The following is a 15233-nucleotide window of genomic DNA, read 5'->3' as shown; positions in this document are numbered from 1 at the left end:
TCGATACTATTTATACGAGACGTGGAGCTTAATATCAGCTATTATGAAATGTCGTACATAGCTCACTGTTAAATTTCTCAAACGCCACCATTTTTATGTACCTTGCGGCCTTATCCCGCGTTCATCAGGCATGATCTGGTCCCGTATTTCCTCCTTTATTTTATCGAATCGAATCGCGCTGATCGTAGTGGTTTTGCTGAGTACGGCCTTTATGGGTTATCAGGCGACCCAAGTCAAACTCTCCTACGAACTGGCTAAGGTTCTGCCCGTTAGTGATCCCGAACATCAACGATATGAGGCCTTTAAATCCCGCTTTGGCCAGGATGGCAGCGTGATGGTTTTATGCATAGAAACCGACAGCATGTACCAGTTACCGTTCTTTAACGACTGGTATGCACTAAGTCGAAAAATCCGGCGCATTGAGGGAATTAAAGATGTGGTATCGAATGCGAATCTGTTCTCAATCATCCGCGACGATACGGCCCATACCTTTCGTATTCGTCCGTTAATTGCCCGGCCGCTTACCTCACAGATAAGTGTTGATAGCCTACGCGAACAAATTGCCAACCTGCCTTTTTACCGGAATCTGGTTAGTGATAGCACCGGACGGGCGCATTTGATGGCTATCACCTTCGATCAAAAAGTCGTCAATACAAAGAACCGGATTGGGCTTGTTCGAAAAGTTGAAGCAGTAGCCGATTCGTTTGGTCGACGGCACACACTACTTGGTCCTGATGCTGCCGTACATATGTCGGGTATGCCGTACATTCGTACCGAGTTTACGGCTAAGATCAGTCATGAGTTATCCCTGTTTATGGGATTGGCTTTTCTGGTAACGGGATTGATTCTATTCTACTTTTTCCGATCAATAATCGTTACGTTGGTAGCGCTGATTGTCGTAGGAATTGGCGTAATCTGGGTAACGGGCTACATCGTTGTTTTTGGTTATGACATTACGCTGCTAACGGGTCTACTCCCCCCGCTTATCATCGTTATTGGGGTTCCGAACGCCATTTTTCTGCTCAACCGGTATCATGAAGAACTGAACCGACATCGCAGCAAACAGGAGGCTTTACAAATAGCCACTGAGAAAGTGGGAGAAACGACGTTTTTCGCCAACATCACTACCAGTATCGGCTTTTTTGTTTTCTACTTCACAGGGAGCCCATTGCTGCTTCAATTCGGATTGGTAGCCGCTTTTGGCATCATGACCACCTACGCGGTGTCGCTTATCCTGATTCCAATTCTATTCAGTTACCTGCCGGTTCCTTCCCAAAAGCAGCGCGGTCATCTGGACCGTCGGCAGGTGAGCAGCTTCCTGACCTGGGTGAATCATATTGTGCACCACCGACGAGCCGCTATTTATACGTTCATTGGCGTCGTGACAGTTGTTGCCGTTGTAGGTGCTTTACAGATCAACCCAATCGGCTATGTTGTCGATGACCTACCGAAAAATGATCCAATTTATACTGACCTGAAGTTTATCGAAAGTCGATTTAAAGGAGTTATGCCTTTCGAGGTTAGCATCGACACCAAACGACCAGGTCGAGTATTGACTCCGCAAACCTTGACGAAAATCAGGGTTTTGGAGAAGGAGTTCAGTAAGCACAATGAGTTTACACGCCCTCTTTCGCTGGTAGAAGCCGTCAAGTTCTTCTACCAGTCGTATCGGGGTGGCGATCCGAAATATTTTGCGATGCCTGGTGCTTTGGAACTAAGCAAGTTGGCCAGCTATGCACCCCAGTTGAAAGGCGCTAAAGGAGCGAGCGGTGGTGCTACCTTTAAGGCGTATATGGACACTACGTTCCGGTATACACGCATTAGTTTCCAGATGCCCGATGTCGGAACGGTTCGCATCACCCAACTGCTGAATGAATTACAACCCAAAGCCGATTCCATTTTCAACGTCGACCGTTCAACCGGTAAACGGGTAGCTGCGGATGAACAGTACGACGTGAATATTACTGGCAACAGTGTGGTGTTTACGCGCGGGAATGACTATCTGTTGAGAAACCTGGCCGAAAGCACCGTACTGGCAATCGTGCTGGTATCGTTAATTCTGATTATTCTGCTCCGCGATATCCGACTGAGCCTGATTGCTATTCTGCCCAGCGTAGTTCCTCTGATCGTTACGGCTGGCATCATGGGCTTCTTCGGCATTCACCTCAAACCTTCGACTATCCTTATTTTCAGCATTGCCTTTGGCATTTCGTCCGACGGCACCATTTATTTCATCACCAAATACCGGGATGAGCTTCGAAATCAGAAGCTGTCGTTAGAGCGTGCCGTTGCCGAAACAATCCGTTACACAGGTATCAGCATGTTTTACACGGCCATGATCCTGTTTGCGGGCTTTGCCATTTTTGCAGCTTCGACCTTTCAGGGCACTATTGCGCTTGGCATTCTGGTATCTATTACGTTGCTGATGGGCATGGCCTCTAACCTGATCCTTCTACCCGCCTTCCTACTAACCGTCGATAAGCGGAGAAAGCGAACAGCCGAGAAAAGTATTAGTCATTAAGTAGTCAAGGATAGTCAGGTATAGTCAAATTTTGTCAGTAGTAATCTACCGACCTTGACCACTTCTGACCACACTTGACCATTTTAATTACTCCTCCTGTAGAAGCGTATCGAATGACACAAACTGGCTACCAAATCGATGATGGATGCGCTGGCGCAGTGTATCGGCATGTTGTTCCAGATAGGTTTCATAATCCTCACGTGAGGAAAAATCAAGCTGGACTGAAAAAGTAGTCCCGCCGTTATCGAGTTCAGTCAACAAACGGAGAATTTTATGACCTACAGGTAATTCAGTGGCGATGGCGGCTGGCAAATAGAATCGCTTCATCCAGCGTACCCAATCGTCTGCTATTTCGCTAGCAACGCTGTAGGTAGTATTGTATAGAATCATAGGACAGAAACACCAATTGGTCGGTGTAAGTTGGTCTTTTGGTTGTTTATTTGCTCTCTGAAATCAATTTCTTCGCTAAACTGACACTTTATGTATTCTGGATTAGTACACGCTCACTCGGGGCTTCGCTGGATAGCCCTTGTTTTATTGGTTGCTGCCGTTGGGACCGGCATTAGCAAATGGCAGGGCCGCAGCACTTATACCGATGGCAATCGAAAGCTTTACCTGTTTACGCTCATTTCTATACATACTCAATTTATTATCGGCCTGCTCCTGTTATTTATCAGCCCAAAAGTCAATTTTGGTATGTTAAGCGAGAAACTGTACCGTTTTTATAGTGTTGAACATACTACAGGGATGATTATTGCTATTGCTCTGATTACGATTGGCTATTCCCGCTCTAAGCGAGCTACTGACGCAACGACCAAACATCGCCTGATCGGTATTTTCTATGGTTTGGGACTACTCCTGATTCTGGCTTCTATTCCCTGGCCATTCCGAATTGTCGGTGCAGGTTGGTTTTAACTAGCTATCAATAACAAGGCTCGTAAACTTCCAGAAACGTTGAAAGTTTCTGGAAGTTTTTTTTTCAACCATAACCATTCGCTAAAAACCCACAAGATTCCAACACTCAATTAGTTTACGGTCAGTTACTTAATAAATCTGGCACAAAAAATTTCAGTAAAACCGTAGAAAATATTCCTCATAGAATAGGTAGTTAGACCACAATGCCATACTTTTATATACGTAACCTGGCTTTAACCTATTTCTATGATGAAAAAAGTGCTCCTGGCAGTATTTTGTACTGTCTCGTTTAGCATCGTTCAAGCACAGAACGTACCCACTGTAACTACCGAATTACCCGCCGTAACTGACGTACCCACCGTATCTTCTGAAAAGGCAAGCTTTTACGAGCAAATCCCGCTCGTAAATGAGGTACTTAGCTTTGCCAAACGGCATCTCTCTATCCGGTATCGGTCGGGGGGCTCAAGCACGCATGGTTTCGACTGCTCAGGTTTTACTCGTTTTTGCTTCAATAAATTTGGGATTTCCCTCCCCCACTCCAGCTCAGCGCAGGGGTCTGTAGGAACGGCTGTCGATAAAGAAGCGGCTCAGCCGGGCGATCTGATTCTCTTTAAAGGTCACAGCTCCGGTGGCAATCGGATTGGGCATGTCGGCCTGATTACCGAAGTTATTGGCGATCAGATCAAATTCATTCACTCCGCCTGGAATGGTGGGGTTCGTTATGATTACCTGAACGCCAGCTATTACCAGCGCCGGTTTATGGGCGTTCGACGTGTCGCTCATTTATTGGCGGAGAAGTAGTTGGTTGATTAGTGAATTGGTTAACTAGCCACCAACGTAGTTCCCGCTCCCTGCTTCACAGCCGAAGCTAGCTCGTCGGCATGGCAGATAATCACTTTTGAAACGCCATTTTGCAACGCTTTAAAGGCATTGTCCAGCTTCGGAATCATTCCTTTGTTGATTGCGCCAGCACCTTTATACTCAGCGTATAGACTGGGCGTGAGTTTACTGATCACACTGGTATCGTCGTTAGGGTCTTTCAACACGCCTTTCTTTTCAAAGCAATAAATCAACGTTACCTGATTGTGTCGGACCATATCGACAGCAATGGCCGACGCCATCGTATCGGCATTCGTATTCAGCAAATCTCCAGCGGTGTTGTACGTAATCGGAGCAAAAACCGGCGTTAAATCCTGACGAAGGAAAAACTGAATCTGACCCGAATCAACTTCCTCAATATCACCGACCATGCCGTAATCGATATCTTTAACTGGTCGTTTTTTGGCCAGAACAGTCCCTCCATCGGCTCCCGTCAGACCAATGGCATTAACATCCAGTGCCTGAAGCTTTGCCACGACCTGCTTATTAACAAGACCACCATACACCATCGTTACCACATCGAGCATGGGCTGATCAGTAATGCGCCGACCCTCGACCATTGTGGTTTGAATGCCAAGTTTCTCGGCCACCTGAGTAGCCACTTTCCCCCCGCCGTGAATGAGTACCTTAGCACCCGATAAACCGGCAAATGATTTTAAAAAACGATGTAAAGCGGCAGAGTCATCAATAACATTCCCACCGATTTTAATTACAGTAAGTGTATTCATTTTTCATATCAACACAGAGTCGCAGAGAGCACAGAGAAATTTAATCAGAACCTATTTCTCTGTGCTCTCTGCGACTCTGTGTTTCAACTATTTTTTAAAATTTCTTTCAATACTGCCTGCGCCGACCACTCCCGGTTGGCGGCCTGCTCAATCACCAGCGAATGCGGACTATCCAGCACCGCATCGGCCACTTTCAGATTCCGTCGAACCGGCAGGCAGTGCATAAACTTACCATTGTTGGTCAGGCGAATGTCGTCCATTGTTACAGCCCACGATGGGTCCTGGTTAAGCACTTGCCCGTAGTGTGTATACGACGACCAGTTTTTACCATAGATAAAATCGGCTCCTTCGAATGCTTCATCCTGGTTGTAAATCACTCGAGCATTCCCTACAAACTCAGGCGCCAACTCATAGCCTTCAGGATGCGTTACAACAAACTCGACATCGCCTGATTTAGCTCGGGCGTTCATCCACTCGCAGAACGAATTGCCAACGGCCTGAGGCAGTGGTTTGAAATGGGGTAACCAGGTCAGAACAACCTTTGGTTTGGCCGGAAAAATGGGAGACTGACGCTTAACTTCTTCAATGGTGATACAGTCGGCCAGGGATTGTAAGGGGTGCCGGGTAGCCGATTCCAGGTTTACAATAGGAACGCCCGCATATTTGGCAAACTGGTGCATTACCTGTTCCTGATAGTCTTTGGCGCGGTCTTTCAGTTCGGCAAATGCACGAATACCGATAATGTTACAGTAACGACCAATTACAGCAGCAGCTTCCCGGACGTGTTCAGCCTTGTCGCTATTCATAATCACGCCCTCTTCCATTTCGAGACCCCAACTATCCTGCCCAACATTCATCGTTATAACGTTCATCCCCAGATTTTGAGCCGCTTTCTGCGTACTAATCCGGGTACGCAGGCTGGAGTTAAAGAAGATAAGGCCGATGGTTTTGTTTTTACCCAGGTGCTGATCGGCAAATGGATTCGCTTTGGCATCAATACCGGACTGGATGAGGGCATCGAGATCGGTAACGTCAGCCAGAGAAAGAAAATTGGTCATTCGTATTTAATTAGTGAAAGAGGTTAGTGAAGAATCCGCTTAGTGAATCCGACGTTGACGTATTTTATCATTTTCGACCACAGTGTGCATCGCTTCTAGCGGATACGCTTCCTTCAGCAGATTCATAACAATATAGGCGGGTTCATCGGGTGTAATAGTTGGTAATCGAAAATAAATAACTCCTGGAGGACGATAGCCAAACTTAAAGATTAGCGTACCATAGTCTCCATCGAACGTAAGAATAATTCGATTTTCGGAAATAGCCAAATTCGTCACATCAGTATCGGCTATACCAGATCTCTCTAGTGCAATATGCTTTATATCATACCCTGATTCAAGTAATATCCGAAAAGCTGTAAATGGGAAGTTTTCATCCGCCAAAAACTTCATGATGCCTGCCGAAAATTAGTCCCAGGAAAAATGACCAAATTATCTTTCATGGTCGCATGCACATAAGCGAAAACAGCTTGAAGAGCTTCTTTAGTCAATCGAGGATAATTAGCCAGTAGATCCTGCTCAGTCCAGCCATCAGCAAGACGCTCTAATAGAAATTCAACTGAAAGCCGCGTCCCTTTTACAACAGGCTTACCCAGTAAGATCTTTTCATCCGAATGAATATATTCCTGCCAGTTCATAATGGTATTTATTAAAATTGATTGCCTATCAATTTCCCGACAGGTTTAAACCTGTCGGGAAATCCCAGTGTTAAGCGCCAACTTTTTCCGTCTTCAAACACACCTGCAACGCTTCCAGAAATTGATCCGCTTCATCGACACCAATGGCCAATGAAGGCAACAGGCGAATGGTATTCTTTCCAGCTACTCCTGTAAATTGTTTATGATCAAATAACAGCGCTTTGCGTAGCGAATCGACCGGAAAATCATATTCGATACCAATCATTAAGCCACGTCCACGGAGGTCTTTGTAGCCGCCAATCTGTCGGATGCCGTCCATGAGGTAATTGCCCATGCGAATAGCATTTTCCATCAAGCCCTCCTCCTTCATAATATCCAGAACAGCAATAGCGGCTGCACAGGCCAGGTGATTTCCGCCGAAGGTAGTTCCCAGCATTCCATGACTGGCTTTGAATTTGGGCGAAATCAGAATCCCACCAATCGGGAAGCCGTTGCCCATACCTTTTGCCATGGAAATAATATCCGCTTCAATGCCGCTATGTTGGTGCGAAAAGAACTTACCAGAGCGTCCGTACCCGCATTGTACACCATCCAGAATCAGGATTGCGCCGGTTTCATCACAACGCTGACGGAGCGTTTGCAAAAACTCATCGGTAGCCACCTGAATACCGCCAACACCCTGAATTCCTTCCACAATAACAGCACACGTCTCTGAGGTAATACCCGCCCGAGCAGCTTCTGCATTGTTATACGGTAAGAAGGTAACATGTTCCTTATAATTGACAGGGGCCACAATGGATGGATTGTCCGTTACGGCCACAGCGCCTGCCGTACGTCCGTGAAAGGATTTGGTAAAGGCAACAACCTTAGTCCGGCCGTTATGAAACGACGCCAGTTTTAATGCATTTTCGTTGGCTTCAGCACCCGAATTGCACAAAAACAGCGCGTAATCCGAATGTCCCGAAAGGGCGCCTAACTTGTCGGCCAGTTCCTGCTGTTGAGGGATTTTAACCGAGTTGGAGTAGAATGCGATCTTATTTAACTGATCGGTCAGCGCTTTTACGTACCGTGGGTGCGTATGCCCTACCGAAATCACGGCATGACCACCATAAAGGTCCAGATATTTGGTGCCATTGACATCCCAAAGATAGCTACCCTGAGCGCGAACCGGCTCAATGTCATACAACGGGTAAACATTAAAAAGCTCAGCCATTCCTGTAAATAATAAGCTGACCGCCCCAGTCCGGGACTAGTTAGCAGGTTATCGAAAAAAAGAGGTGCAAGTTTACGGATAATCCGTTGAAAATGGGCTTAAAACAAAAAAGGAAGCCGCTCAGCTCCCCAATTTATTTTCACCATTCGGCTTATCCTAGCATAAAGACCCGAATGCCTTAATGATTTGAAACGACTCGCCGGGTTGCTCAACCATACTGAGGTGACCGGCATCTTCAATCGTTTCAATCCGAATGTAGTCGGACAGATTGGCTAATTCTGCTGCTTTGTCGTAGGCAATGATCTGGTCTTTCCGGCCCAGAACCAGCAAAACCGGGAATTGGGCATCCCGCAACACATGCGTCCGGTCAGGGCGAGCGGCCATCGCTGCCATACCGGCGATTAGTGCATCGGCTGGCAAATCGACAAACCGATCAATGAGCTGCTGCGTTTTTTCGGTGGGGTAATCGGGTGCCACCATTTTCGGCAATTGTTTCTGAATAAACGGAGCTGATCCGTTCGCTTTCAGCTCGTCAATGGCCTGTCTGCGTACCTCCCGTCGGCTTTCATCATCCGCCAGTGCCGTCGAATGATAGAGCGCCAATCCATGTACCATATCAGGATGTTGCTCAGCAAAAGCCAGTGCGATATAACCACCCATCGAATGACCTACCAAAACAACTTGCTCAACCTGCGCGGTCTGCAACTGGGCGTATAGATCTTCGGCATACGCTTCAATGGTAGGGTGATTCGTCTGATAGGCGAAATCAGGTTTCAATACGGAGGTCTCTATTGCCAAATCGGCGTAGATGCTATCCCAGATGGAAGCATCTACGCCGTGGCCGTGGATGAGACAAAGAACAGGTGACTGGCTCATGCCAACGTTGGGTTAGCCATTAGCCGTTAATAACACCGATCAGTACTAGTACTAAGCCGACAACAAACATGATCAGACCAATTACGGCCAGCACACTAGCTCCGCCCAGCAACCAAAGCAGCAAACCGATTAGACCGATGATCAGGCCAAGCCGGACATTACGATCCATTGCGTTCGTTTTGTCGGGTGCTACATGGTTTTTGATTTTCTTATCCAGCTTCTTCAGCATCGTCCGCTCCATGAACGTCATTTTTTTAGCAGAAGCAGTAGTTGTCGTTACGGCAGCTTTTTCGGTAGCCGTCGTCATCATTTCATTCAGCCGGGCCATACGTTTGGCCAGTTTCTTATTCGACGCCAGCTTGCTATCGTTACGAACGTAGGCTTCTACCTGGCTAACGGCTGCTTTAGCCTGAGTTAGCTGTTCGGCAGGTGCTGGAGTAGCTTCAGGAGTGGGGATGTTTGTTTCTACAGGAGCCGTAGCTTCTACAGGAACTGTGGCTTCGACGGGAGTAGCAGCTGCAGTCGATTTAGGTTGGATTGAGGTATAGTGCTCACGGGCGCTGGGTTGAAAATAGGCAACTGGACGACTGCAGGAAGCCAGAACTACAAGGCCAAAAAGCAGAAAAAACACAGACTTGGATAGTGCTTTCATAAATAGAGATTTAAAGTGAACGATTTAGTATAAACGATTGCAATATTATCCTCAAAACTACAACTCCATTGGTTTGTTGGGCTTAGGCAAAAAAAAATTTAGTACAGGTTCGGAAATAGCCTGAAAAACAATACAAAATGCTGTGAACGTCGACTAAAATTCAATTTTGCGGGCCATCGTCGTAAAGCCCCGATCGCCTACAACAATCCAACCAAAAGACAGACTAAACCCGCTGCCAATGCAATAACTCCTATAGCAAAGCCCGTTCCGGAGGTTAACAGGACCAACAGGACACCGCCTAGCAACAAAACCGCACCCAGCACCAGTATGCCTTCAACTAAGGCTGTTTTTACGGGTCTATCGGGAGTCAGCCGACGGCTGAGCCGTTTACTTATCTTTTTCAGCAAGAACCGCTGAATCCCTGTTTTCCGTTGGGGATTATTGGTTTTGGAAGGTTCTAATGATATATTATCCAAGGGCGTCACTAACAGCGTTCGACTATGGTGAAAACGTTGCTGAACGACTTTATCCCCGATTGGCTTGCTATCATTTCGTGCCAACGCGTCCATAGTATTCAGTGATTTAGTCGATGGAAAACGTAATCCCTCAGCCCAATTAGTTGACCCATCTGCTGGGCTATGGTTTACGCCTGGCGTAGGTTGTTTCTCGAAAAAACGCTCATGTTGATCAGATTGAAACGTAGCGACTAGGCGACTACACGACATCAGGCTGAGCAACCCGAGCGACAGAGCGAATGTTTTTTTGACGAGTACAGACATAGGTGGGAGCAACTTTACGATGTAGAGATTTCATCTCTGGCTGCAACTTAACTCATTTATACTCATCACAACTAAATTTTCAATTAAATCCAGAACGTTTACGTAGCCGCTTCAAAGCAAATCGCCATCAGCCAGCTTTTTACACGGACTAATGGCGATTATGATTGCCTTTTTTAATAGGCACTTATTTATTGATTAAGGCAGCATTTATAGTAATCCAACCAACAATAGTACTGCACCAACAATCAGGGCTATAACACCTACGGTTGCCCCTGTACCAGTTGTTAACAAAAGCAATAACAGACCAATAAGCACCAATACAGCACCTGTGGCCAATGTCCCCGAACTCATCATTGTTTTGTCGGGATTAGCAGGTGCTAATTGTTTACTAATCTTTTTATTCATTTTTTTCAACATCATCCGCTCCATCAGATTCATCTTTTTAGGAGCAGCGACGGCGGTGGTAGTCTGCCGATCCGTCGGTTGTGCAGCCAATACTGTCCGAATACGACTGAGTCGTTTCTGTACGGATTTATTGTCAGCTAATTTACTATCGTTGCGAACGAGGGCATCCACTTTGTCGAGGGCAGCGTTTGTTTGGGCCAGTTGTTCAGCGGGAGCCGTTGCAAGCTGTTGAGCGGGCGTTTCTGTCGATACGGGCGTCGTGATGGGGGCCGTTGTTTCAGTTGCCTTCGCTGTAACATGTTCCCGTTGGCTAGGCTGGAAATAAGCAACCGGGCGGCTACAGGCGGCAATGACAACAATCATTAATAAACTACTGAGCAGTGAATTAGATGTGTTTTTCATAACAAATACAGAGATTGTTAGTGTAACGAATACATTATCAAAGCGATAAACTAGACAAACGCACATTTGTTACTAACCAGTTACACAAATTTGATTTGAATAAAAAAATCCCCGACTATTTATGAACAGTCGGGGACGCTGGCCAAGTGTTTACAGGCCATAATGTATATCAGCGTACAAGGTTTAAACCGTACAATTCAGCATGGAATCATTAGGCTACAGAACGCATTTGAAATGTGCTTGATTTACCAAATTTCTCACGTGCATATTCCAGGCTGACCGTCAACTCGTTGATACCTGTTTGTGAGGGTAGCTCAAACATAGCATCCATGATAATGGATTCACAGATTGACCGTAGTCCCCGTGCGCCCAGGCTGTATTGAAGCGCCTGATCGACAATATAATTCAATGCGCTATCGTCCCAATGCAGGGTAATGCCTTCCATCCTGAAAAGCTTATCATACTGCTTCGTGATGGCATTTTTCGGCTCGGTCAGAATCTGCATGAGCGCTTTTCGATCCAGTGGCTCAAGGTGAGTCAGTACTGGCAAACGACCAATCAGTTCAGGAATCAGGCCGAACGACTTGAGATCGAGTGCTGAGATATAGCGCATCAGGTGCCCTTTTTCCAGCGTCTCATTTAAGCGTCTATCGCCAGAGAAGCCAATAGGGCGTGTGTTGATCCGCTTGGTAATGTGTCGTTCGATACCATCAAACGCTCCTCCGCAGATAAACAGAATATTTTCGGTATTCAGGGCGATGAGTCGCTGGTCAGGATGTTTTCGTCCGCCCTGAGGAGGTACATTCACCACTGACCCTTCCAGTAGTTTCAATAATGCCTGTTGAACGCCTTCACCACTTACATCGCGGGTAATGCTCGGGTTATCCGATTTACGGGCAATTTTATCGATCTCATCGATGTACACAATACCTCGCTCAGCCGTTTCTACATTATAATCAGCAGCCTGTAACAAACGCGTCAGAATCGTTTCGACATCCTCCCCTACATACCCAGCTTCGGTAATAACGGTCGCATCAGCAATGCAAAAAGGCACTTCCAGAATTTTAGCAATCGAGCGAGCCAGGTAGGTTTTGCCGGTTCCGGTTTCGCCTACCATGATGATATTCGACTTTTCGATCGTTACATCATCGTCGGTCTTAGGCTGCATTAATCGTTTATAATGATTGTAAACGGCTACCGTAATGGCTTTTTTGGCCTCATCCTGACCAATAACATACTGGTCGAGGTGCTTTTTCATCTCAACGGGTTTGATGAGATTGATATGCACTTCGGTTGGTTCGCTCCGGCGTGGACGCATCTCTTCCAGCACTACCTGATGGCCTTGTTCGATGCAATAGTTACAGATGTGTGCGTCGATGCCCGACAGCAGCACCATCACTTCATTTTTGCGCCGTCCACAGAACGAGCAGCTAATTTGTGGCATGAATGTTTGCAGGGTAAAAGAGCTGGGGTTTAGCGGATTGCAGATGGTTTCTCTTTCATCCGAATGCTTATAAACAGACTCATTATTGACCTAAATTTCGCTAAAAAAAAGACTCAGGCCGAACCTGAGTCTTTTTAGAATCAACAAAATTATTAAAAGGATTACCGAATTACGAATGATCGGGCATGATTTTATTCGTTATCGAACAACCATCGCCCTAATCATTTTAGAATCAGCTTACTTTTCCCGACGTAATACTTCATCGATTAGGCCGTATTCTTTGGCCTCTTCGGCCCGCATCCATTTGTCGCGATCCGAATCTTTCTCGATTTGCTCTACGCTCTTGCCGGAGTGGTTTGCCAGAATCTGATACAGCTCTTCGCGAAGTTTAACGATTTCGCGGGCCGTAATCTCGATATCGACCGACTGTCCCTGTGCACCACCCGAGGGCTGGTGAATCATGATGCGAGCATGTGGCAATGCCGACCGTTTGCCAGCAGCTCCACCGGCCAGCAACACAGCGCCCATCGAAGCCGCCAAGCTGGTACAAACCGTTGCCACATCAGGGCGAACGTATTGCATGGTATCGTAAATACCCAGACCGGCATACACCGAGCCACCGGGGCTATTCAGGTACATCAGAATATCTTTCTTAGGATCGGCCGACTCCAGGAACAGCAACTGAGCCACGATGATATTGGCAATGTTGTCGTCGACAGGTAAGCCCATAAAAATAATCCGGTCGGCCATCAGCCGCGAGAATACATCTACTTCGCGGAAATTCATCGGCCGTTCTTCAATAACCGAGCGGGTCATGTTTTCAACCGTAAGGTTATTGACGGTATGATTCATGTAGCCATCAACCGTCAGGCCATTGAGACCCATGTGGTGTACGGCGAATTTGCGGAACTCTTGTTCGTAATTCATACTGGGGTTTCTATTCGTTAATTTGAAAACCAAGAATACTTGGTGTAAGTTCGAGAATCGTTTCGTCACAAAATTGCGTTATCATCTCGAAAATCCCTGTCAGTTTAGGTTTAGATTTTATCGTCGTTACTTGATATGAAAGCCAATATAGCCGAAAAAATACGTTTACAACGGCTCCAGCGCGGTTTATCGCAGGAAAACATGGCCGACCTGCTCAATCTTTCCACTACTGCTTATGGCGACATTGAACGCGGCAAAACCGATCTGACCCTTTCTCGATTGACCCAGATTGCAACGGTTCTGGACATATCTCCCGTTAGCCTACTTTCCGACGAAGCCATTACTGCACAGGTTGTCGACGAAAAACCGGTGATTAACCACGAACTCGAAACCCTCCGGCTAATGGTCGAAAAGCAGCAGGTAGAAATCGATAAGCTTCGCCTGGAAGCCGATTACTGGAAGCGCAAATACGATGAGCGCATCGCCTTTGAACTCCTGCGCTCTATGGGCGTATCGCAGGAACGGGAACGCATTGGCTTCTGATTTCCATCAACTAGTTTCTAGTAACGTAGACAATTACTCTTCTAAAATAGAGGTTAGTTGTATGCTTGGACCAGGCAGCAGTCTGCACAATTCGCATCAACGAATTATATTGGAATAACGCTAATTTGCTCATCAAAATCAGCGTTATTCGCGCATTACAAGGACAATTATACGTTTGCTTACATGAACGAACAGAGTAAAGAATTCCTGTACAAATACCTCAACAATGCCTCTCCTACCGGCTTCGAGTCGTCGGGGCAGCAGATTTGGTTGGACTACCTCAAACCCTACACCGACGAATACATCGTTGATACCTATGGTACGGCCGTAGGTGTAATCGGGCCGGGCAAAGACTACAAAGTGGTAATTGAAGCGCACTCCGATGAGATTTCGTGGTTCGTCAATTACATCTCCGACGATGGCTACATTTTCGTCCGGCGAAATGGCGGTTCCGACGCGCTGATTGCCCCTTCGATGCGAGTCAATCTGCATACGAAGAAAGGCGTTGTCGAGGGCGTTTTCGGTTGGCCTGCCATCCATGTTCGCGATCTGGCTAAAGACACTGCTCCCAAAGTAACCGACCTGTTCATCGACGTGGGAGCTGCCACCAAACAGGAAGTACTGGATATGGGTATTCATGTTGGCACGGTCTGCACGTTTGTGGATGGACTAACGGAGATGAACAATCGGTATTACGTCGGTCGGGCGCTCGACAACCGTATGGGCGGGTTTATGATTGCTGAAGTAGCCCGATTACTCAAAGAAAACAATGTTACGCTGCCGTTTACGCTGTATGTGGTCAATGCCGTACAGGAAGAAATTGGCTTACGCGGTGCCGAGATGATCGCCCGCCGACTTCGGCCCGACCTCGCCATTTGTACTGACGTTACGCACGACACCCAATCGCCGAAGTATGACAAAAAAGAGCAGGGTGATCTTAAATGCGGGGCCGGTCCGGTGCTTTGTTATGGTCCGGCCGTTCAGAATAACGTACTCGATTTTATGATCGACGTTGCGGAACGGGCTGAGATTGCTTTCCAACGCCAGGCCGTTAGCCGCTCAACGGGCACCGATACCGATGCGTTTGCCTATGCTACCGAAGGCATTGCGTCTGCCCTGATTTCGCTGCCACTTAAGTACATGCACACCACCGTCGAAACGGTGCATATGGACGATGTCCAGAACGTAATCAAGCTTATGTACGAAACCTTACTGGCGTTGAAAGGCAACGAGGATTTTCGATATATCAAATAATA

The 15233-nt window shown here is 46.8% G+C and carries 17 protein-coding genes; 5 read left to right on the top strand and 12 right to left on the bottom strand.

The window, feature by feature from the left end; translation table 11 throughout:
- Positions 1-130 precede the first annotated feature (130 nt).
- Positions 131-2521: an efflux RND transporter permease subunit gene (locus ACYVFD_RS27020; RefSeq protein ID WP_461093637.1), complete on the top strand. Its 2391-nt coding sequence runs from the start codon at positions 131-133 to the stop codon at positions 2519-2521.
- Positions 2522-2608: 87 nt separating this feature from the next.
- Here ACYVFD_RS27020 and ACYVFD_RS27015 read toward each other — a convergent pair whose 3' ends face one another.
- Positions 2609-2911 carry a DUF4286 family protein gene (locus ACYVFD_RS27015; RefSeq protein WP_461093636.1) on the bottom strand — a complete coding sequence of 101 codons (303 nt, stop codon included), beginning with the start codon at positions 2909-2911 and terminating at the stop codon, positions 2609-2611.
- Between the two features lie 90 nt (positions 2912-3001).
- Here ACYVFD_RS27015 and ACYVFD_RS27010 point away from each other — a divergent pair, with 90 nt between their 5' ends.
- Complete coding sequence (locus ACYVFD_RS27010; protein ID WP_461093635.1) at positions 3002-3436, top strand: cytochrome B; 435 nt, start codon at positions 3002-3004, stop codon at positions 3434-3436.
- 246 nt (positions 3437-3682) lie between these two features.
- A complete protein-coding gene (locus tag ACYVFD_RS27005; protein WP_461093634.1) occupies positions 3683-4237 on the top strand; it encodes a C40 family peptidase in 555 nt (184 codons plus the stop codon).
- A gap of 20 nt (positions 4238-4257) precedes the next feature.
- Here the strand turns inward: ACYVFD_RS27005 and argB are convergent, their stop codons facing one another.
- From argB to ACYVFD_RS26950, 11 genes are all read right to left on the bottom strand, one after another.
- Entirely contained in the window at positions 4258-5043 is a 786-nt protein-coding gene (argB, locus tag ACYVFD_RS27000) for an acetylglutamate kinase (RefSeq protein ID WP_461093633.1), read from the bottom strand.
- An 83-nt stretch (positions 5044-5126) separates the two neighbouring features.
- Positions 5127-6101 (bottom strand): N-acetylornithine carbamoyltransferase, encoded by a 975-nt coding sequence (locus ACYVFD_RS26995; protein ID WP_461093631.1) that lies wholly within the window; start codon positions 6099-6101, stop codon positions 5127-5129.
- A gap of 39 nt (positions 6102-6140) precedes the next feature.
- Positions 6141-6491, bottom strand: a complete 351-nt coding sequence (locus tag ACYVFD_RS26990) for a DUF5615 family PIN-like protein (RefSeq protein WP_461093630.1) — start codon at positions 6489-6491, stop codon at positions 6141-6143.
- Positions 6488-6736, bottom strand: coding sequence for a DUF433 domain-containing protein (locus tag ACYVFD_RS26985; RefSeq protein ID WP_461093629.1), 249 nt, complete (start codon positions 6734-6736; stop codon positions 6488-6490). Before ACYVFD_RS26985 ends, ACYVFD_RS26990 begins: the two co-directional genes overlap by 4 nt.
- 70 nt (positions 6737-6806) lie before the next feature.
- Complete coding sequence (locus tag ACYVFD_RS26980; RefSeq protein ID WP_461093628.1) at positions 6807-7949, bottom strand: aspartate aminotransferase family protein; 1143 nt, start codon at positions 7947-7949, stop codon at positions 6807-6809.
- 156 nt (positions 7950-8105) lie between these two features.
- The gene (locus ACYVFD_RS26975) at positions 8106-8825 is read right to left on the bottom strand and encodes an alpha/beta fold hydrolase (protein ID WP_461093627.1); all 720 of its coding nucleotides are present in this window, start codon (positions 8823-8825) and stop codon (positions 8106-8108) included.
- 19 nt (positions 8826-8844) lie between these two features.
- Complete coding sequence (locus tag ACYVFD_RS26970) at positions 8845-9477, bottom strand: hypothetical protein (protein WP_461093626.1); 633 nt, start codon at positions 9475-9477, stop codon at positions 8845-8847.
- A gap of 197 nt (positions 9478-9674) precedes the next feature.
- Positions 9675-10256: a hypothetical protein gene (locus tag ACYVFD_RS26965; RefSeq protein ID WP_461093625.1), complete on the bottom strand. Its 582-nt coding sequence runs from the start codon at positions 10254-10256 to the stop codon at positions 9675-9677.
- 207 nt (positions 10257-10463) lie between these two features.
- Entirely contained in the window at positions 10464-11063 is a 600-nt protein-coding gene (locus tag ACYVFD_RS26960; protein ID WP_461093624.1) for a hypothetical protein, read from the bottom strand.
- 211 nt (positions 11064-11274) lie between these two features.
- Positions 11275-12507, bottom strand: coding sequence for an ATP-dependent Clp protease ATP-binding subunit ClpX (gene clpX / locus ACYVFD_RS26955; RefSeq protein WP_461093623.1), 1233 nt, complete (start codon positions 12505-12507; stop codon positions 11275-11277).
- A 237-nt stretch (positions 12508-12744) separates the two neighbouring features.
- Positions 12745-13434: a ClpP family protease gene (locus tag ACYVFD_RS26950; RefSeq protein WP_080057022.1), complete on the bottom strand. Its 690-nt coding sequence runs from the start codon at positions 13432-13434 to the stop codon at positions 12745-12747.
- 135 nt (positions 13435-13569) lie between these two features.
- Between ACYVFD_RS26950 and ACYVFD_RS26945 the strand changes: the two genes are divergently transcribed.
- On the top strand, positions 13570-13977 hold the full coding sequence (locus ACYVFD_RS26945) for a helix-turn-helix domain-containing protein (protein WP_461093622.1): 408 nt from the start codon (positions 13570-13572) through the stop codon (positions 13975-13977).
- 183 nt (positions 13978-14160) lie between these two features.
- Positions 14161-15231 (top strand): M42 family metallopeptidase, encoded by a 1071-nt coding sequence (locus tag ACYVFD_RS26940; RefSeq protein ID WP_461093621.1) that lies wholly within the window; start codon positions 14161-14163, stop codon positions 15229-15231.
- Positions 15232-15233: the final 2 nt, after the last annotated feature.

It is taken from the genome of Spirosoma gilvum (assembly GCF_054776815.1).
Note: the sequence above shows the minus strand (reverse complement) of the source record. Positions and strands in the feature narration are given on the sequence as shown.

What these genes read in the sequence shown, in the direction of transcription:
- ACYVFD_RS26980 (WP_461093628.1), bottom strand. Translation starts at nt 7,949, where the DNA reads ATGGCTGAGCTTTTTAATGTTTACCCGTTGTATGACATTGAGCCGGTT.
- ACYVFD_RS26995 (WP_461093631.1), bottom strand. Translation starts at nt 6,101, where the DNA reads ATGACCAATTTTCTTTCTCTGGCTGACGTTACCGATCTCGATGCCCTC.
- ACYVFD_RS26945 (WP_461093622.1), top strand. Translation starts at nt 13,570, where the DNA reads ATGAAAGCCAATATAGCCGAAAAAATACGTTTACAACGGCTCCAGCGC.
- ACYVFD_RS26975 (WP_461093627.1), bottom strand. Translation starts at nt 8,825, where the DNA reads ATGAGCCAGTCACCTGTTCTTTGTCTCATCCACGGCCACGGCGTAGAT.
- ACYVFD_RS27015 (WP_461093636.1), bottom strand. Translation starts at nt 2,911, where the DNA reads ATGATTCTATACAATACTACCTACAGCGTTGCTAGCGAAATAGCAGAC.
- ACYVFD_RS26970 (WP_461093626.1), bottom strand. Translation starts at nt 9,477, where the DNA reads ATGAAAGCACTATCCAAGTCTGTGTTTTTTCTGCTTTTTGGCCTTGTA.
- ACYVFD_RS26960 (WP_461093624.1), bottom strand. Translation starts at nt 11,063, where the DNA reads ATGAAAAACACATCTAATTCACTGCTCAGTAGTTTATTAATGATTGTT.
- ACYVFD_RS27005 (WP_461093634.1), top strand. Translation starts at nt 3,683, where the DNA reads ATGATGAAAAAAGTGCTCCTGGCAGTATTTTGTACTGTCTCGTTTAGC.
- argB (WP_461093633.1), bottom strand. Translation starts at nt 5,043, where the DNA reads ATGAATACACTTACTGTAATTAAAATCGGTGGGAATGTTATTGATGAC.
- ACYVFD_RS26985 (WP_461093629.1), bottom strand. Translation starts at nt 6,736, where the DNA reads ATGAACTGGCAGGAATATATTCATTCGGATGAAAAGATCTTACTGGGT.
- ACYVFD_RS26950 (WP_080057022.1), bottom strand. Translation starts at nt 13,434, where the DNA reads ATGAATTACGAACAAGAGTTCCGCAAATTCGCCGTACACCACATGGGT.
- ACYVFD_RS26965 (WP_461093625.1), bottom strand. Translation starts at nt 10,256, where the DNA reads ATGTCTGTACTCGTCAAAAAAACATTCGCTCTGTCGCTCGGGTTGCTC.
- ACYVFD_RS26940 (WP_461093621.1), top strand. Translation starts at nt 14,161, where the DNA reads ATGAACGAACAGAGTAAAGAATTCCTGTACAAATACCTCAACAATGCC.
- ACYVFD_RS26990 (WP_461093630.1), bottom strand. Translation starts at nt 6,491, where the DNA reads ATGAAGTTTTTGGCGGATGAAAACTTCCCATTTACAGCTTTTCGGATA.
- ACYVFD_RS27010 (WP_461093635.1), top strand. Translation starts at nt 3,002, where the DNA reads ATGTATTCTGGATTAGTACACGCTCACTCGGGGCTTCGCTGGATAGCC.
- clpX (WP_461093623.1), bottom strand. Translation starts at nt 12,507, where the DNA reads ATGCCACAAATTAGCTGCTCGTTCTGTGGACGGCGCAAAAATGAAGTG.
- ACYVFD_RS27020 (WP_461093637.1), top strand. Translation starts at nt 131, where the DNA reads ATGATCTGGTCCCGTATTTCCTCCTTTATTTTATCGAATCGAATCGCG.